The following is a 21,825-nucleotide window of genomic DNA, read 5'->3' on the forward strand; positions in this document are numbered from 1 at the left end:
GCCGGCAACACGGCCGGTACTGATAAGCGTTTACACGGCCATTCGAGGGCCGTCGTGCGGTACGACGGCTGCCTAGGATCCTATCGTCAGTCGTCTCTGCCGTCGGGCGAAACGACCGCACGCCGGAGCGGTCGGGCCACACCGTCGGCCGTCCATCTGTGACGGTCGACGCCGCCACGGACGGCGAATCGATTCATACTACCGGCTGTACATCTGTGACCGATTTCGCCACCCCGGGGTGGCGAAGATCGTCACGAAGTTACAGCCGGCAGTATCAGGCCGTTATAGTAACAATTGAAACGATTTACACACCGGTCGCACTGCTGTCGTTCGATCGGGTGTGCATTGATTTTCGATGGCTACTATAGCCAACGGGCTCACTCCACGTCGATGGGATCTTCGATGTCGCCCGTGATCGACTCCAGCAGGTCGGTGACGGTCACCATGCCGACGACCTCGCCGTTTTCGATGACCAGCGCGAGTTCCTGGTTCTCGGCCTGGAACTGGTCGATCGCGTCGCTGACGTCCACGTCCGGCGAGAGAGTCACCGGCGGAGCTGCGAGCGCTTCGAAGTCGACGGTTCCCTCGGCCAGATCGTCGCGGTGGCGTGCGAAGACCGGGAAGTAGAGGATGCCACGGAAGTCGGTCAGCTCCCCACCGACCAGCGGGTACCGGGTGTGTGGGTTCTCGGCCATCCGCCGGAAGTTCTCCGCCGTGTCGACCGCCGTCGACAGCGCGACGATCTCGTCGGTCGAGACCATCACGTCACGAACGGGCTGTTCGCCGATCTGGAGTGCGTTCATCACCTCGGTGCGACGCTCCTCGCTGAGGTCGCCCTCGTCCAGGACCGACCCGAGCTTGTTCCGGAGGTCCGCCCGCGACTCGATGACGTCTTGCTCGGTTTCGAGCCACGCGCCGGTCATCTCGATACCGAACAGCTTCAGCGTCCACTTGGCGACTCCGTCGCCGAGCGTGATCAGCGGCGAGATCAGGTGATTGAACCAGTACAGCGGCCTCGCACCGTAGCGACACACCATCCGGGACCGCTCGACCCCGAGGTACGTCGGCGTCTGCTCGCCGTGGGTCAGGTGGAGCAGGTTGATGATCAGGAACGCGAGGATGGCACCCGAGCCGACCGTCGCGAGCACGGTGTTCTTGAACAGCGGTTCGAACAGCGCTGCCAGCGCCGGCTCGGCGACGATCCCGACGGCGATGCTCGAAGCCGTGATCCCGACCTGACAGGTGGTGAGATAGATTTCGAGGTTCTGGGTCATCTCCCACGCGCGTTCGAGCGCGGCGTCGCCGTCGCCGACGAACTCGGACTCGGAGAACTGGCGAGCCCGCGTCAGCGCGAACTCGATCGCGACGAAGAAGCCGTTCGCGAGTATCAGCGCGACACCAGCGACCAGTCTGACGCCGATCTCTGGAGGATTCATCGCCGATCCGTTCTGGCCGACGCCTGTTATACCTCATGGATCGAAAACCACCGCAAAGTGTTTGTTCCAGAGTTCCCTAATTTCCCATTGTGAAATTGTCGCGTCGGCTACGGGACTCGCTCGCCGGGAAGCTCCCGGCCGCGCCCGTGCTCGTCGTGACGGGGATCCTGTGGTTCGGCGGCGCAGTCTGGAACTTTCAGGGAGAAGTCACGACGCTCGAAAGTGCCGCGTTACCGGTCGTAACGTTCGTGCTGACGGGTGGATTCTCGACCGGCGTCGTCTTCGTCGGCTACCGGCTCTCCCAGAGCCAGTTCACACCCGAACAGCGGTGGTCGATCGTCGGCTGGACCGTCGGCGGACTGGGGATCACGGTGTTGTTGCACACCGCGACGCTGGCGATCCGCGCCGCAGAGGGGCGACCGATTGGCGAGCCCCAGTTCCCGCTGCTCGTCGCTGGAGGCGTGGGCGCACTCGCGGGCTACGGGATCGGTGAGCTGCTGGTCGACGTACGCCGGTCGGCCGCTCAGGCCGAACAGGCCCGAGACGGCATGGCGTTCGCAAACAGCCTCCTGCGCCACGACGTTCGCAACGCTCTGCAGGTAATTCTCGGACAGGTCGACGTGTTGACGGCCGTCGACGACGAGCGAGCGACCGAGGCCGCGAACCGAATCGAGAGCCAGGTCGAGGCGCTGTACGATCTCACGGCCAACGCCGAGGCCGTCACGGGCGTCCTGACGGACGAGGCGACCCCGGAACCCAGAAACGTCGTCGAAGACATCGAGGCGAGCGTCGCGACCGTCACCGAATCGTTTCCCGACGCCACCGTCGAGACCGCACTGCACGACGAGCTGGTCGTCCGGGGCACCGACGCGCTCAGGCCGGTCTTCGCGAACATTCTCGACAACGCTATCGAACACACGGGTCCGGAACCGACCGTTCGCGTGACGACCGAGACGGCCGACGGCGTCGCCCGTGTTCGATTCGCCGACGACGGCCGAGGCATTCCCGAAGCCCAGCGCTCCCAGATCTTCGAACGCGGCGTCACGACCGACGGAGGGAGCAACGGGCTCGGGCTCCACATCGTCTCGACGCTGGTCGAACGCTCCGACGGCTCGATCTACGTCGAGGACAGCGATCTCGGCGGGGCGGCGTTCGTCGTCGAGTTACCGATCGCGGAGTGATACCGCTGGACGGGGCTTCTCGTCCGAGACGGCGACGTTCGCGACCGACGGGTGTGTCCCGGCCGGACGACCAGCGTCGGAGAGAAGCGTTTTGCCCGTCCAGAAACTGCAGGCGGACATGAGCGACCCCACTGTGACCGTCCTCTCGGGCGACGCCGACCTCGAACCCGCCTTCGACGTTCGCCGCGACGTGTTCGTCGACGAGCAGGGCGTCGACGAGGCAATCGAGATCGACGGCAAAGATCCAGATGCGACTCACGTCCTCGCCGAGGTCGACGGCGTCCCGGTCGCTACCGCACGGCTACGAGTGATCGACGACGGCGTCGGCAAGGTCGAGCGCGTCGCGGTTCGTGGCCCTCACCGCGAGTCCGGCGTCGGTCGCCAGGTCATGCATCGGATCGAGCAACTCGCGATCGACGACGGGCTCGACCGCCTGGAACTGCACTCCCAGACCCGTGTCGAAGGGTTCTACGAACGACTGGGCTACGAGACGGTCAGCGACGAGTTCGACGAAGCGGGCATTCCCCACGTCGAGATGCGAAAGGACCTGTGAACGCGACGATCCCCGAAGGCCGCCCGTGACCGGTACCGTCGCTCACGGACTTGTTCGCAACAGCAAAGCGGGCCGGAAGGGATTTGAACCCTCGACCGACGGCTTAAGAGGCCGTCGCTCTGCCAGACTGAGCTACCGGCCCAGTGCATTCGAACGTTAGCGGGGCGAGTAAAATAGGTTTCCTTTCGACGCCGCCGTGCAGGGGTTCCACATCCCGACGCCACCGGAGACAGTTGATATAAGAGGCTTCGATCCGACTCGTATACACACAAATGAGCACAGCCAGCGGGATCACCATGGCCTCTATGTCGAAGTACGCTATTCTCGGGTGTGGGAGTGTGGGCCATGCCGTTGCGGAGGAACTGGTCGACGAGGGCAAGGACGTGCTGATCCTCGACCGCGACGAGGGACGGGTCGAAGCGCTGCGCGACCAGGACCTCAACGCCCAGGTGGGCGACATCGCGGACGACGAGATCAGCCAGACGCTGAGCGACAGAGACGTGGTGTTGATCCTCTCGTCCGACGTGGAAGCCAACGCCGCGGCGGTCCGGAACATCCGGGCCGACGACGGCGAGCAGTTCATCGTCGCCCGGGCCGACGACCCGGTCTCGGCCGACGATCTCAGCGAGGTCGGGGCGGACGTGGTGATCAACCCCTCGACCGTGATCGCCGACTCGGCGATGCGGGCTCTCGAAACGGGCGAACTGGAGTACAAGGCGAGCCAGCTCGCCGAGGTCATCGAGGACACCGACCAGCGGATGGCGATCCTCATCCACCGCTCGCCGGATCCGGACTCGATCGCCAGTGCGGCGGCGCTGCGGACGATCGCCCAGAGTCTCGACGTGGAGGCAGACATCATCTACGAGGGCGAGATCGGCCACCAGGAGAACCGGGCGTTCGTCAACCTGCTCGGGATCGACCTGGTCTCGCGCGACGACGTCGACCTCGACGACTACGATACGTTCGCGCTCGTCGACACCGCCAAAGGCGGCGACCCGACGGTCGAACAGGTCGATCTCATCATCGACCACTACGAGCACGACCACGCGCACGACGCGACCTTCGAGGACATTCGACCCAACGTCTCCGCGACCTCGACGATCCTGACGAAGTACATCCAGGAACTGGAACTGAGTCTCCAGCAGGAGGTCGCGACGGCGCTGCTCTACGGGATTCGGGCGGAGACGCTCGACTTCAAGCGCGATACGACGCCGGCAGATCTCACGGCGGCGGCGTACCTCTATCCGTTCGCCGACCACGACACGCTCGAACAGGTCGAGTCGCCGTCGATGTCCCCGGAGACGCTGGACGTGCTCGCGGAGGCGATCCGCAACCGCGAGGTCAAGGGCTCGCATCTGGTCTCGAACGCGGGGTTCATCCGCGATCGCGACGCTCTGTCACAGGCGGCCCAGCACCTCCTCAACCTCGAAGGGATCACGACGACGGCGGTGTTCGCGATCGCCGACGACACGATCTACCTGGCGGCACGTTCCAAGGACATCCGGATGAACATCGGCAAGGTACTCGACGACGCGTTCGGCGAGATCGGCGACACCGCGGGCCACTCGACGGACGCCAGCGTCGAGATTCCGCTGGGCATCTTCACCGGCATCGAGACCAGCGAGGACAACCGCGACACGCTGCTGGCACTCACCGAAGAAGCCGTCCGGAGCAAACTGTTCGAAGGGATGGGCGTCGACAGCGAGAGTTCGAACGGGAACTGACGGGCGTCTGGTGGCGGTCGCCGCGTCGATTCTCTAGGCGGTAACTTCGTCTTCTTCCTCTTCGTCGGCGGGTTCGTTGCCCGCTTGGAGTCGCTCGACGATGTCGTTGACCACGACGACGTCGCCGACGGCCTGGACCCAGCGGTAGGGGACGATGACGCCGCGCGCCTGGTTCGCCTTCGCCGAGAACAGTTCGCGGTTCAGTTCGTGCAGCGCGAGTCCGGTCACGCTCTGGCGGTCGAGGTCGAGCCGGATGTCTTCGACTTCACCGACGAAGACGCCGGTGTTCGTGTACACCTCGCGACCCACGAGCGTCGTGATTTCCTGGGGAACGCTATCCCGATCCATATGGCTCCGGAGGGTGGCCGGCACCTTAATTGTTGGTAGGTGTCTGACGCGGCGGCCACACGACCGCCTGTCGTCGGCCACTCGTCTGGTCCCCTCACGGGCGAACACCTCACCGCGCGTCGACGACGCGGTCGACGCTGCGCGCGAAGCTGTCGGCCAGCTGATCGTCGAGCGCGTCGCCGGTGATCGTGTAGACGCCCCGGAGAGTCCGGTCGCGGGCCGCCGTGGTGACGTGATCGAAGAAGCGACACACTCGGTCCTGATGGGCGTACATCGCCAGTACGTCGAGCGCGTCGAACAGGACCCACCCGTGACCGGCGTCGAGCGCACCGAGCGCGCTCGTGAATCGCATACTGAGGCCGGTCAGATCGTCCGGGACGATCGGCTCGCTCGTCCACAGCGGTCCGTCGTATTCGGGCTCGGAACCGGTGACCGGAACCAGCCCGACCCTCTCGACGGCCAGGCCGCGTTCTCGAAGCCGGCGTTCGACGGTCGCCGGTGGCGTCGACGAGACGAGCACGACGTTGCCCGTGACGCCCCTCGGCAACAGCGAGAGCGACCGCTGCATCGACGGCATCGAGACCAGTACTTGCGTTCCGGGCTCGACGCGGAGTCGCCGGTCGTCGAGTCCCTGTGTGTCGTTTTCGCTGCGCACGTCGTGTCACCACCGACCGCACTGCCGGCACAGGCCGCCGGGCCTGCACCACCCAGAGGGGACCCAGCCCTCGTTTCTGGTCGTTGATTCGTCCCGACGCTTAAGTGTATTCCGCCCCCGTTCTCGCCGCCCCCAAACAGTATCGGTCACTGAGACCAAACACCGGTGTATGCCGTCGACAGTCGTACACATGGCGGTCGCGGGCCTCATCGGAGCGGCACTGCTCGGGACGGCGTTCGACCGGCGGTCGGTGCTGATCCTCTTCGGGGCGATGATCGCCGCGGATCTGGACTCGTTCGTCGGTCTGGTCTCGGTCGTGGGCCATCGGACGGCGTTTCACACGCTGCTGGTCCCGATCACGGCGGCCGTCGTCCTGCTGGTCGATCTCCGCCGAGGTGGGGGATCGTGGGTACGGCGGCGCTGGGGCCCTCGTGGCGTGCGCATCACCTGGGTGACGATCGTGGCGTACGCCGGTGCGGCGATCGGGTTGGATCTGTTCTCCGCCGGTGGAGCGAACCCGTTCTGGCCGCTCCACGACCAGTTCTACGTGATCGACGGGAAGATAGAACTCTCCAGTCGGCGGGGAATCGTCCAGACGTTCGTCGATCTCGGTTCCGAGCGGGGCGGCGACGCGAGCAGTAGCGAGACGGTCGCTCGGGGGACTTCTCGGGACGTCAACGTGAGCACGGGCATCGACCCGAACCCGGACGGCGGCGACACGGCCGAGCCCGTCGACCGTGTGTTCCCCGTCGTGCGGTCGGGGTGGCAACTCCTCGTGCTCGTCGTGGGAACGACCGTCACCGCCGCGCGGTTCTACGTCGACCAGACAGTCCCAGCGGAGTGACTACTCGGGGTCCGGGACGGCGGCCGGCGTGTCGGGGACGTGATCGACGCCGTCGACGAGGTCGCGCGCGCTGGCGGTGTCTTTCAGCCCGGTCCCGGTGACGACGAGCGTGGCGCTGTCTCCTGGGGCGACGATCTCCGCCTCGACCGCGGATTCGAGGCCCGCGAGCGTCGCGGCGCTCGCGGGCTCGGCGTAGATGCCCTCGGTCTGGCCCAGCGTGCGCTCGGCGTCCAGAATCTCTCGATCGGAGACGACGACGGTGGCTCCGCCGCTGTCTTCGAGCGCGCGACACGCCTTCTGTGCGTTGTGTGGGTGGCCCACGTCGATGCTGTCGGCCTGCGTCTCGCCGCCGGCCCGTGCCCGCTCGCCGGTAAAGCGGTCGTGGATGGCGGTTGCGCCCTCGGCCTGTACGCCCAGCAAGCGCGGACACTCCTCGACGATGCCCAACTCCGCGAACTCGCGGAACCCCTTCCAGGTCGCCGCCAGCCCGCAGCCGTTGCCCATCGGATAGACGATCCAGTCGGGCACCGAGGCTCGGCTCTGCTCGGCCAGTTCGTGGCCGACGGTCCGGAGTCCCTCGACGGCGTAGGGGTTGACTGCGGCGCTGCAGTCGTACCACTCGCGGTTCGCTGCGACGCGGCGACACAGCGAGAAGGCGTCGTCGTAGTCACCGTCGACGGCGTACACGTCGGCACCGTAGACGAGCGGCTGGACGGCCTTGCCCTCGGGCACGTCTGCCGGGACGAAGATACAGCACTTCAGGCCCGTCCGGGCGGCGTACCCCGCCAGCGACGCCGCGGCGTTGCCCGTCGACGCACAGGTCAGCACCGATTCGTCGCCGGCCAGTGCGCGACTCGTCAGGACGGCGCTGGCCCGGTCTTTGATCGATCCCGTCGGATTGCCGCGTTCGTCTTTGAGCCGGACGGTGACGCCGAGTTCCCGCGAGAGCGTCGGCGCGTCGAGCAGCGGCGTTCCGCCCGCGCCGAGATCGACCGCGTGCCCGTCCGTCGGCAACAGCGGGGCGTACTTCCAGAGGTCGTCGATCCCCTCTCCGACGCCGTCCGCGACCGCCTCGCGAGCACCGGACTGGTCGTACTGCACGTCGAGGATGCCGCCGACCCCGTCGTGGTCCGGACAGACGAGTCGCTCGTCTGCCGGGACGAACACGCGGCCACAGTCGATGCATTCGAGTGCGATAGTGGGGTTCACGGTACCAGCGACGCTGAATCTGCGTTCGTGGATTGGTTCCCTGCGACGCGTATATGCCTTCTGGGATTCCGCGGTCCCCGCCGCGTTCCGGACCGTTGATGTACCCCCTCGCACACGTCCCGGTATGGGTCTCGCAGTGCGACGACGACTCGGGGTCGCCGACACCGTGACGCTGGTCAACGCCGTGATCGGGTTCGCCGCCGCGGTCGTCGCCTACAGCGATCCGGCGCTGGCGGCGCGACTAATCCTGCTGGCCGCGATCGCCGACGCGCTCGACGGGATCGTCGCCCGCTTCGCCGGGAACACGGAGGTCGGACCGCTGCTGGATTCGATCACCGACGTGGTCTCGTTCGGTGCGACGCCGGCACTGTTCGTCCACGGCGTCGCCCGCGAGGCCTACGGCCCGCTGGGCGAGACGGACACGCTGTTTCGCCTCGGGCTCGTCGTCCTCGCGTCGTCGTTCGTCGTCTTCTCGGTCGTCCGAACCGCGTTCTACACCGTCTACGTCGACGAGGGCGAACAGCGGCCGGGCATCCAGAACACGCTGGCAGCGACGATTCTCGCGGCGGCCTACCTCGCTGGCGTCGCTCCCGTGCCGGTGTTGCTGGCCGGAACGGTCGTCCTCTCGGTGCTCATGATCGCGCCGGTGGGCTACCCCAAACTCCGCGCTCGGGACGCGCTGGTCCTGGGACTCGTCCAGGCGGGTGCGATCGTCGATCCCGGCGCTTTCCAGCGGGTGTTCCCTCGCGTCCTGCTGGTCGCCGCCGTGGCGTACCTCTCGCTCGCACCCCGCTACTACTGGGGAGAGTGACGCCGTCGTTCGCACTGCGTCGGGCCGTCGGAGTGATCGATTCGACGCGGTGATGGGGAAAGATTTTACCGCCGGACATCGAACAGACGAGCGATGTCGAAGAAAGCCGTACTTCTGGTTGCAGCAGCCGCCCTGGCCCTCGTCTACTTCGTCAAGAAGTAACTGACGGGTGTCCGAATCGCACGTCAACCGTCGTCCCACCCGGTCTCTGCTCCGACCGGCGGGCGTTCCTTTTCCGAAGTCACTTACCCGGTCCAGGTCGTAGCGACGGACATGTACGGCGTCGTCACCAGGAACGAGGAGGAACTGTCGTGGTCCGAGTTCGACCGCGGATTCTACGAGGTCAAAGACGTGACCGGCCGTGCGGCCGAGCCGGTCGCCGACGCCGTGAACATGGTGTCGTGTTTCGGCGACAACGCCGCCGAGGAGTCGCCGGAGCTGCTGCCGGTCGACGACGAGGGCAACGAGGCGACGCGGGACCGACCGTACTTCGACTGGTCGTACGTCTGTCCCACCCACGACCGATATCGGGAGGGGCTGCTGGAACTGATCGAGGACGCCGCCGCCGAGAGCGAGGATCTGCGTCTGGACGACGTCGGCTTTCCCCGCGACGAGTACTGCCACTGTGACCGCTGTGAACGTCGCTTCGAAGCCAGCGACTACGACGAGTGGACCGAGTGGCGCGACAGCGTCATCACCTCGTTCGTCGCCGACGCCCGCGAGCGCGTCCCCGGCGACCTGTACCTCACGCTCTACCCCGATCCGTACCCCGGGCACCTCTCGCGGCGGGCCGGAATCGACGTCGAGGCGCTCGAAGCCTACGTCGACGAGTTCGTCGTGCCCGTCTACGACATGGCCTACACGACGACCTACTGGCTCGAAATTATCGCCCAGGGGTTCGTCGACCGGCTCTCGACGCCGTTCAGTCTCGAACTGTACGCCGTCGACGTGGACATCGACGACCTCCTGAAAGCGGCGGAGGTCGCAAGCGAGTACGGAGAGAGCGTGCTCTTTGGCTACGACGCGAGCAACGCCCGGGCGACGCTGCGCCGACTCGACGCCGACGAGCGCGACGGGAAGTCGTTCGGTCCGGACAGCTAGGCCTGTTTCTCGCGCCACTCACGCAACTGCTCCCGATCTCGCGTGTCCTCGGGCAGTTCGTCGAACCATCCGGCGTCGGAGATCTCGCCGTCGGGGTCGTCGACGGTCAACTCCGTCTCCACTGCGCGACCCTGGAACATCGGGAGGACGCCCCAGGTGTCGTACTCCGCACAGTGGAACTCGGCGCGTGCGAGAATCGCGAGCCCCTCGTCGGTCGCCTCGATGCCGGCTTCCTCGCGTAGTTCGCGGCTGGCGGCCTCGCGGAACGACTCCGTTCCGTCGACCTGTCCGCCCGGCAGCACCCACATGTCCACGTCGTCGTGGCGCACGAGCAGCACCTCTCCGGCGTCGTTCGTGACGACGGTGTGGACTCCGTAGGGCAGTCCGTTCTCGCGGGTCCGTTCGGCGACGGTCTTGAACCGCGGTCGCGAGACACTCCGGTGGCGCGAGAAGGTGCTGTAGTCCTCGTAGTTCGAGGCGAACTGGTGGCGGGTCTGCTCGGCCTGCTGGCGGGCCTGGTCTGCCAGGTACCACAGATTGTCGACGGCCGTCATACCCGTCTGTGACAGGGACGGCCGCGACAATCGCTCTCCGATCCTGACCCACGTGTCCGAGCCCGGTCCGACGCCGGCAGTGTCGACGGCGGGCACCGTGGAGACGGGTCCGTGGCCCGAGAGCGCCACGAACGACGACGAGTGGCGAACGCGATCATGCCCGCCAATAGAGCGGGTACTGTCATAAGTGTTCGAGGGCGAAGGGAAAATCAGTCCCTTTTTGCGGGCCGGTCGACTACGGCGAGGTATGGCATTCGAAGAAGACGACACTGTCGTGTTGCACGACAAGCACAGCGAGTACGACGGCGAGGAAGGGACGATCACGCAGGTCGTCGAGACGATGTTCGGTGACGCGAACTACACGATCTCGTTCGAGGACGGCCAGGAGCAGGGCATCCCCGAGGACTCGCTCGAAGCGGTCGAGGAGTAGGCCGGGATGTCGTCGGTCCCGTTTCACTACGTCGACCTGCGGGCGTTCGCCTACGCGACCGAAGACGAAAAGCGGGTCGCAGAGGCGCTACAGACGTATCTCCCCGAGGAGACCGAACTGGAGCGGGCCGAGTCGGAAGGCCACTACGGCGACCGAATCGTCGTCCTCTCGGCGCGGGTCGAGAACGCGGACGACATCCGCCACGTCCTCACGCAGGTCGCGGCGGTCGACGACCTCGAAGCGGTGCTCGAAGAGCTGGACGACCGCGTCGACGACAACTGTTCGTTCTTCCTCACCTTCGACAAACAGGCGGCGTTCGGGAACAGCGTCGAGCGAGGCGACGGGATCACGCTGCGCGCGAAGGTCGAAGCCTACCCCGCCAAACGCGAGACGGCCATCGAGAACGCTCAGGACGCCCTCTCGGAGCTGTGATGTACGCGGCCGTCCACGCCCGTCCGGACGGGCAGAGTACGGTCGCCAGGATGGCCCAGACGGCCAGCCAGTATGGCTACGACGGGATCGTCGTCAGGAACCACGGCGACTGCGCGGCGACGTTCGACGCCGAGGCGATCGCCGACGAGTACGACGTGGCCGTCGTCGAGGGGATCGAGGTCCGGGCGTCTGATCCGTCCCGGGCCAGCGGTCTCGTCGGGAACCACCGGTCGTCCAAGACCATCGTCGCGGTCCACGGCGATTCCGTCGCGATCAACCGTTTCGCCGTCGAGCAGCCCACCGTCGACGTCCTCGCCCATCCGACGCGGGGCGACGGCGACGTGAACCACGTACTGGCGAAGGCCGCCGCCGACAACGGTGTTCGCCTCGAATTCTCGCTGCACGACGTGCTCCACGAGACCGGTGGGACGCGGGTCCGTCACATCCAGTCGCTGCGGAAACTGCGCGAACTCGTCGAACACTACGACGTTCCCTACGTCGTCAGCGGGGACCCACACAGTCACCTCCAACTCAGAGCGCCGCGGGACCTGATCGCGCTGGGCGAGACCATCGGCTTTTCGCCGGACCAGATCGAGACGGGACTCAGAGAGTGGGCCGCGTTGATCGAACGGAACCGCCGCCGACAGTCGGACGCGTTCGTCGAACCCGGTGTCTGGCTTGACGACGAGTGAGCCACTGGGCCTCGTCGAGATCTGGAGACGGCAACCGCCCCTCCGAACGCGACTGTACGACAGCAACCGAATAGGTCGACACGCCGCCAGCCTTCCCGCTCTCGGACGGCGATGCGGATTGATACAGGGTCGTTGCGGTGGATTTATGATGTATGGTTGTTTTCCTAACACTCATGGGGGAGACTGTCAAGTCGTTCGACGCGTACGTCCTCTCGGGCGTCGCAGCGGTACTGGGTACAGGGTTCGTCGTCGGTGCGATGCTGGCGTTGCTGGGTGGTACCGAGACGACAGCAGCGATGGTACTGGCCGACTCGGTGCCGGTCGGGACGGCGGTCGGCGTCTTGCTGTTGTTGACCACGGGCGCGTTCGTTTCGGGCCAGCGCTGGGCTCGCTATCTCGGCTTTCTCGCGTTCGTCGCCGTCGTCCTGTTCGGGTTCCCGTCGCTGTCGAGTCCGTCGGTGATCCCGGTGGTACACACGTCTCTGTCGGTGCTCGCGGCGGTGTACCTCCTCTTCCGGAATCCGATCTCGAAGGCAGAGCGCTCGCAGGTCGACGAGTCCACGAGCGCGAGCAAAGTCGGCTCGACGATCCGGTGACGGCCGGGGTCCAGCGGGGCGAGATTTCGACAGTGTATTTGGGCCTGCCGACCAACGACGCCCATGAAACGATCGATCGACGAACACGCCGACCGATTCTCCGACCACGCCGCCGACTACGACGAGAGCCAGGACTCCGAGGAGTACCGCGAGTGTGCCGACCTCGTCGTTCGCCACGCTGCCCCCTCGGCCGACGACGTGGTGCTCGACCTCGGCACCGGAACCGGTGCGATCGCGCTGCCGCTGGCTGACGCGGCGGCCGAGGTCGTGGGTCGGGACATCAGCGAGGGAATGCTCGAACAGGCACAGGCGAAGGCCACGGAGCGTGGCATCGACAACGTCTCCTTCGGCGAAGGACGATTCCGGGAGCCCTCGGTCGAGGGAGAAGTCGACGTCGTCACCTCGAACTTCGCGATGCACCACCTCGACGACGAGGCAAAGCGCGAGGCCATCGACGCCATCGCGGCGCTCGAACCGCAGCGGTTCGTCCTCGGTGACGTGATGTTCTTCGACGAGCCCGATCCGTCGATCCCCTTCTACGATCCGTCGGTCGACGACCCGGCCACCGTCGGCGTCCTCGCGGACGCGTTCACCGACGCCGGCTTCGCACTGACGGCCGTCGAGATGGTCCACGGACAGGTGGGGGTCCTCGTCGGCGAGCGAGTGCCCGACGCCGAGGCCGTCGACCAGTCCTGACGGATGAAACACCTCCCCAAACACCTACAGCCCCGGTGGCGCTACCTCGGGGTCGAAATCGAGAGCTGGCCCGACGCCGACTTCGGTCGCCGCGCTCTCCAGCGGGAACTCTGGTACGCCGCCCAGAACCTCGTGGGCGACGCCGGCAGTGCCGACCTCGATCTCACCGTGCTCCGGTTCGCGTTCGAGGACGGCCTGGGGAGCGCGCTCGTCCGGACGCGGCGCGGCCGGACCGACAGCGCACGTGCCGTGATCGCCTCGCTGTCGACTGTCGACGACGACCCGGTCGGCGTCCGGGTCCGTGGCACGAGCGGCACCGTCCGTGCGTGTGAGGAAAAATATATACGACGCGCATCGGAATCGTCCGCACAGAGACAGGTCGCGTTCGACGGCGACGAGCGGACTGCGGTCGTCCGTGACGGCCGTGTCGACGTTGCCACCGACGACGGATTTTCGGGCGCGACCGACCTCGATCTCCAGTAACTATGCAGGGACAAAACCAACAGCAGGCCTACGACCGCGGCAGCACCATCTTCTCGCCCGACGGGCGACTCTACCAGGTCGAGTACGCGCGCGAAGCAGTCAAGCGCGGCACCGCGAGCATCGGCGTCAGGACCAGCGGTGGCGTCGTACTCGCCGTCGACAAGCGGATCCGCTCGCCGCTCATGGAGCGATCGTCGGTCGAGAAGATCCACAAGGCCGACGACCACATCGGGATCGCCAGCGCCGGCCACGTCGCAGACGCCCGCCAGCTGATCGATCTCGCTCGGCGGCGCGCACAGATCAACCGACTCCGCTACGAGGAACGGATCGGCGTCGAGACGCTGACCAAAGAGATCACCGACCACATCCAGCGATACACGCAGGTCGGCGGCGCGCGTCCGTTCGGCGTCGCGCTGATCATCGCCGGGGTCGCCGACGGCGAACCCAGGCTGTACGAGACCGATCCCTCCGGTACGCCCTACGAGTGGAAGGCGCTCGCGGTCGGTGCCGACAGGGCCGACACGCGGGCCTACCTCGAAGAGCACTACTCGGAGACGCTGGCCCTCGACGGCGCGATCGGGCTCGCTCTCGAAACACTGGCCTCGGTCAACGACGACGCGCTCGCGCCGGAAGCGGTCGGTCTCGCGACGGTCGACGCCGAGACCGAACAGTTCCGCACGCTCTCGGACGAGGAGACGGAAACGCACCTCGCCGAGCGAGACCTCCTCGCGGACGACGAGGACCTCGAAGAGTAACCCACCACCGCGTCCGCAGTCGGTTTTCGCTGCCGTCGTGGAAAGGTCTTTGAACCGGGCCCCAGTAGCGTCGGGTATGATATCACTTGACGAAGCGGTGACGGCGAGACTCGAATCCCACGGCCAGCGGTTCGAAGTGCTCGTCGACCCCGACGCCGCGCTGGCGATCAAACGCGACGAGTTCGACGGGGAACTCGAAGACGTCATCGCCGCCGAGGACGTGTTCGAGGACGCCTCTCGTGGCGACCGCCCGCCGGAAAACTCCCTGACAGAGGTGTTCGACACGACGGAGCCACTGGAGATCATCCCGGAGGTGATCAAGCAGGGGGAGATCCAGATCACGGCCGATCAGCGCCGCGAGATGCAAGAACAGAAACACCGACAGCTGATCCAGCAGATCACACGCAACGCCGTCAACCCCCAGATGGACGACGCACCGCACCCGCCGGACCGCATCGAGTCGGCCCTCGAAGAGACGGACTTCAGGGTCGATCCGATGGAGCCCGTCGACAATCAGGTCGACGACGCGCTGGACGCGCTCCGACCGGTAATCCCGATCCGGTTCGACGAGGTGACCGTCGCGGTCCAGGTCCCCGCGGACTACGCCGGTGCCGCCCAGTCTCGCATCCGGCAGTTCGGCGACCTCGAACGCGAAGAGTGGCAGGCAGACGGCTCCTGGATTGGCGTCATCACCTTCCCTGCGGGGATGCAAAACGAGTTCTACGACGTGGTCAACGAGCACACGAGCGGCGAGGCCGAGACCCAGATCGTCAAGGACGAAGACGAGATCTCGATTCGGTGAGCGACGCGAGAGTGACTCCCGCGGTCGCACCGACCGAGACACCAGCCGGAGAGTAGCCCGTCGCTCTCGGACGAGTGCTGGGTCGGACGAGGTTGTTCGACTGCGGCGAGAACGATTCGTACCGGCGCTATCCCTTCCGGAAGCCAACGAGGAAGCCGCCGGTGAAGCCGGCGCTCACGGGCAGGGCCGAGAGGAGGCTCATGACCCATCCGGGGGGCTGTGCGCCCGCCGTCTCACCGGCCGCAGACGAGACGTTCCCAGCGGTGCCGCTGATGGCACTCCAGTTCACTTCGAGGATGCCACGCGTCTCCAGGAACTTGAACAGCGCCAGTTCGAGACCGACGAGGATCGCGATGAGCTTCGCGACCTTCTTGGCCGCGAAGCCGATGACGCCCCCGATCACGGCACCGCCGCCGACTTCGAGGCCGACCTGCTGGAGGCCGGGAAGCTCTAGCTGCAACGGCAACTCTATCATATCCGTACTCTCACCGTGATCCGTTAAGGGTCTTGTGCCCTCCGGATCGGCCGGCCGAATCGAAGTAAGCAGCGGTTACTGCCCGCCGGAATGGCTCGCTGGCTGCCCGATACCGTCGATAGCCGTCGCTGTGGCTGCTGTGGCCGGCGGATCGTGTGAGTACCCCGCAGACTAAATAATCGGGCGACGTAGGAGGTGACGAGTGACGGCTAGTACCACAGCGGAGCGAGCGGTCATCGCCAAGCGCGTCGACTCGGGCACCGCAGACACCGAGGAGATCACCGACCTCGCGAGAGCCGCCGGCTACGAGGCCGTCGGCGAGGTGACACAGACGCGGACGGAAGATCCCGCCTACCACCTCGGAGAGGGGAAGGTCACACGCCTCGCGAACGTCGTCGCCCGCGAGGGCGCGACGGCCGTGATATTCGACAACGAGCTGGGACCCTACCAGACGTACAACATCGGCAACGAGCTTCCCGACGGCGTCCAGGTCGTCGACCGCTTCCGGCTCATCCTGGAGATCTTCGGCCAGCGCGCCCAGACACGCAAGGCACAGCTCCAGGTCGAACTGGCAGAACTGCGCTACGAGCTGCCCCGGGCCGAGGCGAAGGCCAGCCTCGCCAAGCGCGACGAGCGACCCGGGTTCATGGGGCTTGGCGAGTACGACGAGAGCCGCGAAGAGGACATCAAAAAGCAGATTTCGCGGATACGCGACGAGCTGGCGTCCATCGAGGAGACCGAGCAACACCGCCGCGAACAGCGCCGCGAGTCCGGTTTCGATCTCGTCGCGCTGGCGGGCTACACGAACGCCGGCAAGTCGACGCTGTTGCGTCGCGTGGCCGACGACGTCGACGTCGACGAGAACGAGGAGCTACACCCAGATCTCGATCCGACCGCCGAGAGCGAAGACCGGCTGTTCACGACTCTCGGGACGACGACCCGCCGTGCAGACATGGACCAGCGGGACGTGCTGGTGACCGACACCGTCGGCTTCATCTCGGATCTCCCCCACTGGCTCGTCGAGTCGTTCAAGTCGACGCTGGACGCTGTCTATCGCGCCGACCTGGTGTTGCTCGTCGTCGACGTGAGCGAACCCATCGAGCAGATCCGCGAGAAGCTGGTCACGAGCCACGACACGCTGTACGAGCGCAACGAAGCGCCGATCGTCACCGTCCTCAACAAGACGGACACGGTCGACGACGCGGAGATCGAGCGCAAACGCGCGGCGCTCTCGGGACTGGCTCCCAACCCCATCGCCGTCAGCGCGAAAGAGGGCGCAAACGTCGACGCGTTGCTCGACCGGATCCACGACGAACTGCCGGACTACGAGCGCGAACGCCTCGTCTTGCCGATGACCGACGAGACGATGAGTCTCGTCTCCTGGATTCACGACCACGCACAGGTCGACAACGTCGACTACGGCGATCAGGTGATCGTCGAGTTCGAGGGCCGGCCGGCCGTCGTCGAGCAGTCACGCGCCAAGGCCGGCGAACTCGTCGAAGCGTCGGCCTAGGTCGGAACGCTACTGTTCTCCCTGCCAGAGCGCCCGTGGGAGCGCCGCGACCAGGTCCGTCGCCACGAGTCCGTTGCCCTGCTCGTCGGCGACGAGGTCGCCTGCTCGGCCGGTGACGTACGCGCCGATCGCCGCGGCGTCGTGTTCCCCACACGTCGCGGCCAGCGCGCCGACCACGCCAGCGAGCACGTCGCCGCTACCGCCGACGGTCATGCCGGGGTTGCCGGTGCGGTTGACGCGGGTGCGCGTTCCGTCGGAGACGATGTCGTGGGCACCCTTGACCAGCATCGTCTGACCGATCTGTGCGGCGAAGTCGGCGACGCGCTCCGCGCGCTCGCGCCACTCGTCTGCCGTCTCGCCGCCCATCGTCCGGAGCTCGCCCTGGTGGGGTGTACAGATCAGGTCCGCCGCCGTCTCGACCTCCGGAACGACCGACAGCGCGTCGGCGTCGACGACGGCGCGACCGTCGTACCGTTCGAGGAAGTCCGCGGCCGCGTCGAGTGTCGGCTCTGCGTCACCGAGCCCCGGCCCGAGGACGACCGCGTCGCTGGCGTCTGCGAGGGCGATCAGTTCGTCGACGTGTGACGGCGCGAGTGTCGCGCCGTCCAGCGGTCTGACGATGAGGTTCTCGCTGTAGCCCTGTACCGCGTCGGCGACGCCGCGGGGACAGGCGACCCTGACGAGGTCGCCGCCGGCTCGCAGCGCCGCCTGTGCCGCCAGTGCCGGTGCGCCCGTGTACGGGCCGCCGCCGACGACGAGCACCTCGCCGTTGTCGCCCTTGTGGCTCGTCGGATCGCGGTCGAGCCGACGCAGGTCGCCCCGCTCGACGAACAACTCGGCGGTGTCGGGGATACCGATGTCCGCGACGGTGACGGTCGCATCGAGCGCGTCCAGCCCGGGCTTCGTGTCGTGGAACGTGACGACCCGGTCGGCCTCGACGGCACCTTCCGCCAGCGATCCGGTGTCGCCGTCCATCCCCGAGGGCACGTCGACGGAGACGACGGTGCTCTCGCTGTCGTTTATCCGCGTGGCCGCCGTCGCCGCCGGCTCGCGGAGCGAGCCGCTGATCCCCGTTCCGAGCATCGCGTCGACGATCACGTCGGGGTCGTCGAGCGCGAACTGGCTGGCGTCCCGGACCTGCTCGGTCTCGTAGTCGGCGCGTCGAAGCGCCGTCCAGTTCTGACGTGCGATCTCCGTCGTGATCGTCTCGGGCCGCCCCAGCAGCGAGACGTGCAGGTCGTATGCGTCGAGAAACCGGGCCGCGACGAACGCGTCGCCGCCGTTGTTCCCACGGCCGGCGACGATCCGCACCGACGCACCCTCGTCTGCGATCCCTTCGACCACCCGAGCCACCGCGTTCCCCGAAGACTCCATGAGCTGTTTGCGAGGGACGCCCAGCGCGGCCGCGTTCTCGTCGACGACTGCCATCTCCGAACCGGTGATCATGGCTGGGTCTTGGCGCGCGGCCACCCTAACGGTAGGGGACGCCGTCGGCGTCGACACACCAGCCGCGCCTTCGCGGTCTCGTCGTTGCCACCTCGAAGGCGCGAGATCAGCGCCGAATCTCGAAGCCCTCGATCCCAGCCGGCTCCTCGTACTCGACCTCGACGCCGTCGACGCGGGCCCTGGAACTGCCCTCGTGACACCACTCGACCATCGACTCGACGGCCGACGCAGGCCCCTCGAAGACTGCTTCGACGCGGCCGTCCGCGAGATTCTTCACCCAGCCGTCGACGCCCGCCTCGCCCGCGGTCTCGCGGGTGTTGGCGCGGTAGAAGACGCCCTGTACCTTGCCGCTGACGAACACGTGTGCGCGTGTGCGGTCGGACATGGTCGAGTGTGATTACGCCGAGGCCCAAGAGCGTGTTCACGCCTGGTCGCCGCCGCTTCGGAGGTAGTGAAAGACGTACGTCTGCGCGTAGCCGGCGTACTCGCCGCCGAGGGCCTCGCGGATCGCCCGCGAGGTGTCTGCGTAGTTGCCCCGATCGGCAGCCGGGAAGTACTCCTCGATGGTCGTCTTGATCCAGGTGTCCAGCGGGACCGCTTCGAGGAAATCGAGCGAGAACAGTAACACGCAGTCGGCGACCTTGTCTCCGACGCCGACGAACTGGGTGAGGTGGTCGCGAGCGCCCTCGTAGGCCATCCCGCGGGCCGCTTGTGGGTCTGCTTCGCCCTCGGCGACCATCGTCGCGGTCCGCAGGACGTACGGCGCGCGGTAGCCCAGCCCGAGGTCCCGCAGCGCCTCCTCTGTCGTCGCTGCCAGCTGTTCCGGCGTCGGGTACGCGTGGTAGGTCTCGCCGTCGAACGTGACCGGATCGCCGTACGTCTCGCGCAGCGCCTGTTGCATCCCGTGGATGCGGCCCACGCGCATCTGTGCCGAGCAGATGAAGGAGATCAGCGAGCCGAACGGCGGATCGCGGACGAGACGCATCCCCCAGTACTCGTCGTACGCGTCCTGGACGACGGCGTCGTCGGGTGCCGTCGCACGGATCGCTTCGAGGTCGTCGTCCAGCCGGAGCAGCCGCCGGAGGTGTGGCGTCGCGTCGATGTCGCTCTCCCATTCGAGGTGCCCGTCGCGCTGTCGAACCCTGATCACGTGGGCTCGGCCGTCGACTCTGACAGTCGTCCAGTACCACGCCGAGCCGCCGTGTACGCCGTCCTGATCGTACATCCGACCGTCAGAGCGGTCCCAGAGGTACGACTGGCCGCTCTCGACCGTCGACTGGAGGTCGACGCCACCAGGCAGGCTCGCGATCGCTATCTGGCCCCGTTCCATCGACTCGTCGTCGGGGCTTGGGCGGTTTCTAGTTTTCGAGAGCGTGACGGGCTAACCTTCTTAATACTGGCAGTCGAATCGACATGTATGGATTGTCGAGTTGTCGTCGAGGCCGCTGTGCCCGTCTACGACGTGGAAACCCCAGACGAGGCGGTCCGGATCGCGATCTCGAAGACCGGCGAGATGCTCAATCCGGACCTCAACTACGTCGAGATCAACATGGGCGAACGACAGTGTCCTCACTGTGGCGACGAACTCGAACCCGCCTTCATCGCTGCCGACGAGAGTCTGGTCGCGCTCGAACTGGAGATGACCGTCTTCAACGTCGAGCGCGACGAACACGCCGCCCGGATCGCTCGCAAGGAGATCGGCCAGCGCCTCGAGAACATCCCGCTGGAAGTGTTACAGATCGAAGCGATCGAGGAGACGGACGACTCCGACGCCGAGGACCCAGCGGAAACGACCGACGACGGAGGCAACGACGCTGAATCCGATACTGACGAGACGGGCGCGGAGTCGGATTCGGACGACGTGTTGCCCGAGTTCGACGAGTTAATGAACGAATAACGTCGGTATCTCTCACGCGACAGCGCACTATCCGTCGATTTTGTAGATGACGGCGACTGGTGACTGAGAGCGAAGTTCAGTCGGCAGCAGCAGAAACCGGTTCTTTCTCTTCGGCGTTCATCTCGGAGGTAATACCCTTCGCGAGGGCAAATACAGCGGCCTTGTGGTCCGTCTTCGACTTGTGGATCGAGGTCGGCTGGACACCGAGATCGACGTACTTGTCGTGTTCTACTGTGTCCCCTGTTTCTTGTTCGTAGTGGTTCTGTACCTGTGCAAGCAGGCCGTGGAGATGGATGAGTTCCTGCTTCTTCATAGTCACCCACACCTAGAAACCGAAGGGTTATAGTACTACTCTGAGTGTGGTTAACACACACCTTTCAATTACGGTCCCGAAGTAGACGGATTGTACTCCGCTCTCGCCGAAACGAATACGGTGTCTACTGTCTCTTGACCGCTGTGTAGTCACTGTCTACGCTCTGTGCAGGCGGAGCGTGAAAGATTTTTGGTCGCCGCTGTGCTGGGTGACAGTATGGACTACGACGAGATGCTCGACCAGGCGATCGAGGAGACGCCGGAGATCGAGGGCGACGGCGAACGGTTCGAGATCCCCGACCCGGACCTCCGCCAGGAGGGGAACGCGACGGTGTTCGAGAACTTCCAGTCGGTCTGTGATCGGCTCTCGCGAGCGGACGAACACGTGATGCAGTTCCTCCAGAACGAGGTCGGGACGAGTGGCCACATCGACGAGAGTGGCCGGGCCAGGCTCACTGGTGAGTTCCGGGAGCGACGCATCGCCGACGCGCTCGACGCCTACGCCGACGCCTACGTGCTGTGCCCGGAGTGTGGGCTCCCCGATACGAAGCTCAAGGACGAGCAGGGCGCGACGGTACTGCGATGTGAAGCCTGCGGCGCGCAGTCACCGGCCGGGCCGTAGCTACTGTAGTCCCTTCAGCGTCTCCAGGTCTCTGTCGGTTCTGGTGTACTCCGCGAGTCGCCGACTGGCGTGACAGTTCGGACAGTGGTACGTGGCGTCGTGTTTCGGGAGCGCGGTCGGCGTCGACTCCCAGTCTTTCTTGCACTCGGGACAGAGCAGTCGAACGTAGGCCTCCCCCATGATTGTGAATAACACGCAATGGATGCCGAAAAAGGTTCGTGTACCAGCAGCGAACGCAGCCGACTCGGCGAGCGAGGG

At 66.1% G+C, this 21,825-nt stretch carries 28 protein-coding genes and 1 tRNA gene; 17 read left to right on the forward strand and 12 right to left on the reverse strand.

Annotated elements, in window-relative coordinates:
• Window positions 1–377: 377 nt before the first annotated feature.
• A complete protein-coding gene (locus AC5FRZ_RS09030; protein WP_493564422.1) occupies window positions 378–1,436 on the reverse strand; it encodes a CNNM domain-containing protein in 1,059 nt (352 codons plus the stop codon).
• An 89-nt stretch (window positions 1,437–1,525) separates the two neighbouring features.
• Between AC5FRZ_RS09030 and AC5FRZ_RS09035 the strand changes: the two genes are divergently transcribed.
• Together AC5FRZ_RS09035 and AC5FRZ_RS09040 are read left to right on the forward strand one after the other, a co-directional pair.
• Complete coding sequence (locus tag AC5FRZ_RS09035) at window positions 1,526–2,617, forward strand: ATP-binding protein (RefSeq protein ID WP_493564423.1); 1,092 nt, start codon at window positions 1,526–1,528, stop codon at window positions 2,615–2,617.
• Window positions 2,618–2,735: 118 nt separating this feature from the next.
• Window positions 2,736–3,170: a GNAT family N-acetyltransferase gene (locus AC5FRZ_RS09040; protein ID WP_170094399.1), complete on the forward strand. Its 435-nt coding sequence runs from the start codon at window positions 2,736–2,738 to the stop codon at window positions 3,168–3,170.
• 68 nt (window positions 3,171–3,238) lie between these two features.
• On the opposite strand, the gene AC5FRZ_RS09045 is transcribed toward AC5FRZ_RS09040, so the two are convergent.
• Window positions 3,239–3,312, reverse strand: a tRNA-Lys gene (locus AC5FRZ_RS09045).
• 130 nt (window positions 3,313–3,442) lie between these two features.
• Between AC5FRZ_RS09045 and AC5FRZ_RS09050 the strand changes: the two genes are divergently transcribed.
• The gene (locus tag AC5FRZ_RS09050; RefSeq protein ID WP_493564424.1) at window positions 3,443–4,894 is read left to right on the forward strand and encodes a DHH family phosphoesterase; all 1,452 of its coding nucleotides are present in this window, start codon (window positions 3,443–3,445) and stop codon (window positions 4,892–4,894) included.
• Between the two features lie 33 nt (window positions 4,895–4,927).
• Here the strand turns inward: AC5FRZ_RS09050 and AC5FRZ_RS09055 are convergent, their stop codons facing one another.
• Together AC5FRZ_RS09055 and AC5FRZ_RS09060 are read right to left on the reverse strand one after the other, a co-directional pair.
• Window positions 4,928–5,242 (reverse strand): PRC-barrel domain-containing protein, encoded by a 315-nt coding sequence (locus tag AC5FRZ_RS09055; RefSeq protein ID WP_170094401.1) that lies wholly within the window; start codon window positions 5,240–5,242, stop codon window positions 4,928–4,930.
• Between the two features lie 109 nt (window positions 5,243–5,351).
• Entirely contained in the window at window positions 5,352–5,897 is a 546-nt protein-coding gene (locus tag AC5FRZ_RS09060; protein ID WP_170094402.1) for a DUF7504 family protein, read from the reverse strand.
• 169 nt (window positions 5,898–6,066) lie between these two features.
• Between AC5FRZ_RS09060 and AC5FRZ_RS09065 the strand changes: the two genes are divergently transcribed.
• Window positions 6,067–6,741 carry a metal-dependent hydrolase gene (locus AC5FRZ_RS09065; protein ID WP_372478902.1) on the forward strand — a complete coding sequence of 225 codons (675 nt, stop codon included), beginning with the start codon at window positions 6,067–6,069 and terminating at the stop codon, window positions 6,739–6,741.
• Here the strand turns inward: AC5FRZ_RS09065 and thrC are convergent, their stop codons facing one another.
• Entirely contained in the window at window positions 6,742–7,950 is a 1,209-nt protein-coding gene (thrC, locus tag AC5FRZ_RS09070; RefSeq protein ID WP_493564425.1) for a threonine synthase, read from the reverse strand.
• A gap of 124 nt (window positions 7,951–8,074) precedes the next feature.
• On the opposite strand from thrC, the gene AC5FRZ_RS09075 reads away from it, so the two are divergent.
• Window positions 8,075–8,761: a protein sorting system archaetidylserine synthase gene (locus tag AC5FRZ_RS09075; protein WP_170094404.1), complete on the forward strand. Its 687-nt coding sequence runs from the start codon at window positions 8,075–8,077 to the stop codon at window positions 8,759–8,761.
• Window positions 8,762–9,034: 273 nt separating this feature from the next.
• Complete coding sequence (locus AC5FRZ_RS09080; RefSeq protein WP_153553508.1) at window positions 9,035–9,862, forward strand: hypothetical protein; 828 nt, start codon at window positions 9,035–9,037, stop codon at window positions 9,860–9,862.
• Here the strand turns inward: AC5FRZ_RS09080 and AC5FRZ_RS09085 are convergent.
• Window positions 9,859–10,416, reverse strand: a complete 558-nt coding sequence (locus tag AC5FRZ_RS09085) for an NUDIX domain-containing protein (RefSeq protein WP_170094405.1) — start codon at window positions 10,414–10,416, stop codon at window positions 9,859–9,861. The genes AC5FRZ_RS09080 and AC5FRZ_RS09085 overlap by 4 nt on opposite strands.
• Window positions 10,417–10,663: 247 nt before the next feature.
• On the opposite strand from AC5FRZ_RS09085, the gene AC5FRZ_RS09090 reads away from it, so the two are divergent.
• From AC5FRZ_RS09090 to AC5FRZ_RS09125, 8 genes are all read left to right on the forward strand, one after another.
• Window positions 10,664–10,846, forward strand: coding sequence for a hypothetical protein (locus tag AC5FRZ_RS09090; RefSeq protein WP_015763347.1), 183 nt, complete (start codon window positions 10,664–10,666; stop codon window positions 10,844–10,846).
• A gap of 6 nt (window positions 10,847–10,852) precedes the next feature.
• Window positions 10,853–11,278 (forward strand): RNA-binding protein, encoded by a 426-nt coding sequence (locus AC5FRZ_RS09095; RefSeq protein ID WP_153553510.1) that lies wholly within the window; start codon window positions 10,853–10,855, stop codon window positions 11,276–11,278.
• Window positions 11,278–11,970: an RNase P subunit p30 family protein gene (locus tag AC5FRZ_RS09100; protein ID WP_372478898.1), complete on the forward strand. Its 693-nt coding sequence runs from the start codon at window positions 11,278–11,280 to the stop codon at window positions 11,968–11,970. Before AC5FRZ_RS09095 ends, AC5FRZ_RS09100 begins: the two co-directional genes overlap by 1 nt.
• A 173-nt stretch (window positions 11,971–12,143) precedes the next feature.
• Window positions 12,144–12,566, forward strand: coding sequence for a hypothetical protein (locus tag AC5FRZ_RS09105; protein WP_240936970.1), 423 nt, complete (start codon window positions 12,144–12,146; stop codon window positions 12,564–12,566).
• Between the two features lie 63 nt (window positions 12,567–12,629).
• Window positions 12,630–13,262: a class I SAM-dependent methyltransferase gene (locus tag AC5FRZ_RS09110; protein WP_208625736.1), complete on the forward strand. Its 633-nt coding sequence runs from the start codon at window positions 12,630–12,632 to the stop codon at window positions 13,260–13,262.
• Between the two features lie 3 nt (window positions 13,263–13,265).
• Entirely contained in the window at window positions 13,266–13,745 is a 480-nt protein-coding gene (locus tag AC5FRZ_RS09115; RefSeq protein WP_153553514.1) for an Rpp14/Pop5 family protein, read from the forward strand.
• Between the two features lie 2 nt (window positions 13,746–13,747).
• Complete coding sequence (gene psmA, locus AC5FRZ_RS09120) at window positions 13,748–14,500, forward strand: archaeal proteasome endopeptidase complex subunit alpha (protein ID WP_170094410.1); 753 nt, start codon at window positions 13,748–13,750, stop codon at window positions 14,498–14,500.
• Between the two features lie 76 nt (window positions 14,501–14,576).
• The gene (locus AC5FRZ_RS09125; RefSeq protein WP_015763354.1) at window positions 14,577–15,302 is read left to right on the forward strand and encodes a ribosome assembly factor SBDS; all 726 of its coding nucleotides are present in this window, start codon (window positions 14,577–14,579) and stop codon (window positions 15,300–15,302) included.
• A 127-nt stretch (window positions 15,303–15,429) separates the two neighbouring features.
• Here the strand turns inward: AC5FRZ_RS09125 and AC5FRZ_RS09130 are convergent, their stop codons facing one another.
• Window positions 15,430–15,777, reverse strand: coding sequence for an FUN14 domain-containing protein (locus AC5FRZ_RS09130; protein WP_153553516.1), 348 nt, complete (start codon window positions 15,775–15,777; stop codon window positions 15,430–15,432).
• 202 nt (window positions 15,778–15,979) lie between these two features.
• Here AC5FRZ_RS09130 and hflX point away from each other — a divergent pair, with 202 nt between their 5' ends.
• The gene (hflX, locus tag AC5FRZ_RS09135; protein ID WP_493564426.1) at window positions 15,980–17,290 is read left to right on the forward strand and encodes a GTPase HflX; all 1,311 of its coding nucleotides are present in this window, start codon (window positions 15,980–15,982) and stop codon (window positions 17,288–17,290) included.
• A 9-nt stretch (window positions 17,291–17,299) separates the two neighbouring features.
• On the opposite strand, the gene AC5FRZ_RS09140 is transcribed toward hflX, so the two are convergent.
• The 3 genes from AC5FRZ_RS09140 to AC5FRZ_RS09150 all read right to left on the reverse strand — a co-directional run bounded on the left by AC5FRZ_RS09140 (window position 17,300) and on the right by AC5FRZ_RS09150 (window position 20,066).
• Window positions 17,300–18,736, reverse strand: a complete 1,437-nt coding sequence (locus tag AC5FRZ_RS09140; protein ID WP_493564427.1) for an NAD(P)H-hydrate dehydratase — start codon at window positions 18,734–18,736, stop codon at window positions 17,300–17,302.
• A 106-nt stretch (window positions 18,737–18,842) separates the two neighbouring features.
• Window positions 18,843–19,121, reverse strand: a complete 279-nt coding sequence (locus tag AC5FRZ_RS09145) for an acylphosphatase (RefSeq protein ID WP_170094413.1) — start codon at window positions 19,119–19,121, stop codon at window positions 18,843–18,845.
• Between the two features lie 36 nt (window positions 19,122–19,157).
• Window positions 19,158–20,066: a DNA-3-methyladenine glycosylase family protein gene (locus AC5FRZ_RS09150; protein ID WP_493564428.1), complete on the reverse strand. Its 909-nt coding sequence runs from the start codon at window positions 20,064–20,066 to the stop codon at window positions 19,158–19,160.
• 87 nt (window positions 20,067–20,153) lie between these two features.
• Here AC5FRZ_RS09150 and AC5FRZ_RS09155 point away from each other — a divergent pair, with 87 nt between their 5' ends.
• Complete coding sequence (locus AC5FRZ_RS09155; RefSeq protein WP_170094415.1) at window positions 20,154–20,633, forward strand: DUF555 domain-containing protein; 480 nt, start codon at window positions 20,154–20,156, stop codon at window positions 20,631–20,633.
• Between the two features lie 76 nt (window positions 20,634–20,709).
• Here the strand turns inward: AC5FRZ_RS09155 and AC5FRZ_RS09160 are convergent, their stop codons facing one another.
• Entirely contained in the window at window positions 20,710–20,946 is a 237-nt protein-coding gene (locus AC5FRZ_RS09160) for a UPF0058 family protein (RefSeq protein WP_015763361.1), read from the reverse strand.
• A gap of 216 nt (window positions 20,947–21,162) precedes the next feature.
• Between AC5FRZ_RS09160 and AC5FRZ_RS09165 the strand changes: the two genes are divergently transcribed.
• On the forward strand, window positions 21,163–21,567 hold the full coding sequence (locus tag AC5FRZ_RS09165) for a translation initiation factor IF-2 subunit beta (protein ID WP_170094416.1): 405 nt from the start codon (window positions 21,163–21,165) through the stop codon (window positions 21,565–21,567).
• Here AC5FRZ_RS09165 and AC5FRZ_RS09170 read toward each other — a convergent pair whose 3' ends face one another.
• Window positions 21,568–21,747 (reverse strand): DUF7836 family putative zinc-binding protein, encoded by a 180-nt coding sequence (locus tag AC5FRZ_RS09170; RefSeq protein ID WP_493564429.1) that lies wholly within the window; start codon window positions 21,745–21,747, stop codon window positions 21,568–21,570.
• Window positions 21,748–21,825: the final 78 nt, after the last annotated feature.

The sequence above is a fragment of the Halomicrobium sp. HArcht1-1 genome, from assembly GCF_058933285.1.

Bases quoted from the DNA above. Each gene is read 5' to 3' on its own strand.
- AC5FRZ_RS09030 (WP_493564422.1), bottom strand. From the start codon at position 1,436: ATGAATCCTCCAGAGATCGGCGTCAGACTGGTCGCTGGTGTCGCGCTG.
- AC5FRZ_RS09040 (WP_170094399.1), top strand. From the start codon at position 2,736: ATGAGCGACCCCACTGTGACCGTCCTCTCGGGCGACGCCGACCTCGAA.
- AC5FRZ_RS09050 (WP_493564424.1), top strand. From the start codon at position 3,443: ATGAGCACAGCCAGCGGGATCACCATGGCCTCTATGTCGAAGTACGCT.
- AC5FRZ_RS09055 (WP_170094401.1), bottom strand. From the start codon at position 5,242: ATGGATCGGGATAGCGTTCCCCAGGAAATCACGACGCTCGTGGGTCGC.
- AC5FRZ_RS09065 (WP_372478902.1), top strand. From the start codon at position 6,067: ATGCCGTCGACAGTCGTACACATGGCGGTCGCGGGCCTCATCGGAGCG.
- AC5FRZ_RS09075 (WP_170094404.1), top strand. From the start codon at position 8,075: ATGGGTCTCGCAGTGCGACGACGACTCGGGGTCGCCGACACCGTGACG.
- AC5FRZ_RS09080 (WP_153553508.1), top strand. From the start codon at position 9,035: ATGTACGGCGTCGTCACCAGGAACGAGGAGGAACTGTCGTGGTCCGAG.
- AC5FRZ_RS09085 (WP_170094405.1), bottom strand. From the start codon at position 10,416: ATGACGGCCGTCGACAATCTGTGGTACCTGGCAGACCAGGCCCGCCAG.
- AC5FRZ_RS09090 (WP_015763347.1), top strand. From the start codon at position 10,664: ATGGCATTCGAAGAAGACGACACTGTCGTGTTGCACGACAAGCACAGC.
- AC5FRZ_RS09095 (WP_153553510.1), top strand. From the start codon at position 10,853: ATGTCGTCGGTCCCGTTTCACTACGTCGACCTGCGGGCGTTCGCCTAC.
- AC5FRZ_RS09100 (WP_372478898.1), top strand. From the start codon at position 11,278: ATGTACGCGGCCGTCCACGCCCGTCCGGACGGGCAGAGTACGGTCGCC.
- AC5FRZ_RS09105 (WP_240936970.1), top strand. From the start codon at position 12,144: ATGGGGGAGACTGTCAAGTCGTTCGACGCGTACGTCCTCTCGGGCGTC.
- AC5FRZ_RS09110 (WP_208625736.1), top strand. From the start codon at position 12,630: ATGAAACGATCGATCGACGAACACGCCGACCGATTCTCCGACCACGCC.
- AC5FRZ_RS09115 (WP_153553514.1), top strand. From the start codon at position 13,266: ATGAAACACCTCCCCAAACACCTACAGCCCCGGTGGCGCTACCTCGGG.
- psmA (WP_170094410.1), top strand. From the start codon at position 13,748: ATGCAGGGACAAAACCAACAGCAGGCCTACGACCGCGGCAGCACCATC.
- AC5FRZ_RS09125 (WP_015763354.1), top strand. From the start codon at position 14,577: ATGATATCACTTGACGAAGCGGTGACGGCGAGACTCGAATCCCACGGC.
- AC5FRZ_RS09130 (WP_153553516.1), bottom strand. From the start codon at position 15,777: ATGATAGAGTTGCCGTTGCAGCTAGAGCTTCCCGGCCTCCAGCAGGTC.
- AC5FRZ_RS09140 (WP_493564427.1), bottom strand. From the start codon at position 18,736: ATGATCACCGGTTCGGAGATGGCAGTCGTCGACGAGAACGCGGCCGCG.
- AC5FRZ_RS09145 (WP_170094413.1), bottom strand. From the start codon at position 19,121: ATGTCCGACCGCACACGCGCACACGTGTTCGTCAGCGGCAAGGTACAG.
- AC5FRZ_RS09150 (WP_493564428.1), bottom strand. From the start codon at position 20,066: ATGGAACGGGGCCAGATAGCGATCGCGAGCCTGCCTGGTGGCGTCGAC.
- AC5FRZ_RS09155 (WP_170094415.1), top strand. From the start codon at position 20,154: ATGGATTGTCGAGTTGTCGTCGAGGCCGCTGTGCCCGTCTACGACGTG.
- AC5FRZ_RS09160 (WP_015763361.1), bottom strand. From the start codon at position 20,946: ATGAAGAAGCAGGAACTCATCCATCTCCACGGCCTGCTTGCACAGGTA.
- AC5FRZ_RS09165 (WP_170094416.1), top strand. From the start codon at position 21,163: ATGGACTACGACGAGATGCTCGACCAGGCGATCGAGGAGACGCCGGAG.
- AC5FRZ_RS09170 (WP_493564429.1), bottom strand. From the start codon at position 21,747: ATGGGGGAGGCCTACGTTCGACTGCTCTGTCCCGAGTGCAAGAAAGAC.